Origin of the sequence: Adlercreutzia equolifaciens (genome assembly GCF_029076695.1) — a bacterium.
Taxonomy (GTDB): Bacteria; Actinomycetota; Coriobacteriia; order Coriobacteriales; family Eggerthellaceae; genus Adlercreutzia; species Adlercreutzia equolifaciens_A.
The window spans coordinates 1-324 of record NZ_JARFIK010000221.1 but is presented as its reverse complement, the minus strand read 5'-3'; the positions used below and the strand labels follow the sequence as shown (position 1 = coordinate 324).

Here is a 324-nt window from a genome sequence, read left to right as displayed (position 1 = left end):
AGATCAAGCGCAATACCGATCCCGATATTGCCACGGTGGAGTGGCTGGCGCTCAACCTCGATGAGTTCTCGGTGGCCATTCCCAGCTACGGCGCGCTGGTGACCGAGGTCAATCCGCGCTATGTCAGCCAGGATATGGACACCTACCACCAGGGCGACTACTACGGCGACGATAGCGTGGCTCTGGCGCGTCATGCCGGCGAGTGGGATCAGTATCTGCATTACGTGCTGATGGACATCAACACCCTGGCCAACGCCGATCGCACGAACGTGGCCCCGGGCACCCGCGCCTACCTGGACGCTCTGCAGAAGGAGCTCATCGCCC

Annotated in this window: 1 protein-coding gene; it reads left to right on the top strand. The window is 62.0% G+C overall.

The features are described from left to right. Positions 1-324, top strand: a 324-nt coding sequence (locus PZH32_RS12140) for a hypothetical protein (protein WP_275208511.1), incomplete at both ends; no start/stop codon positions are given.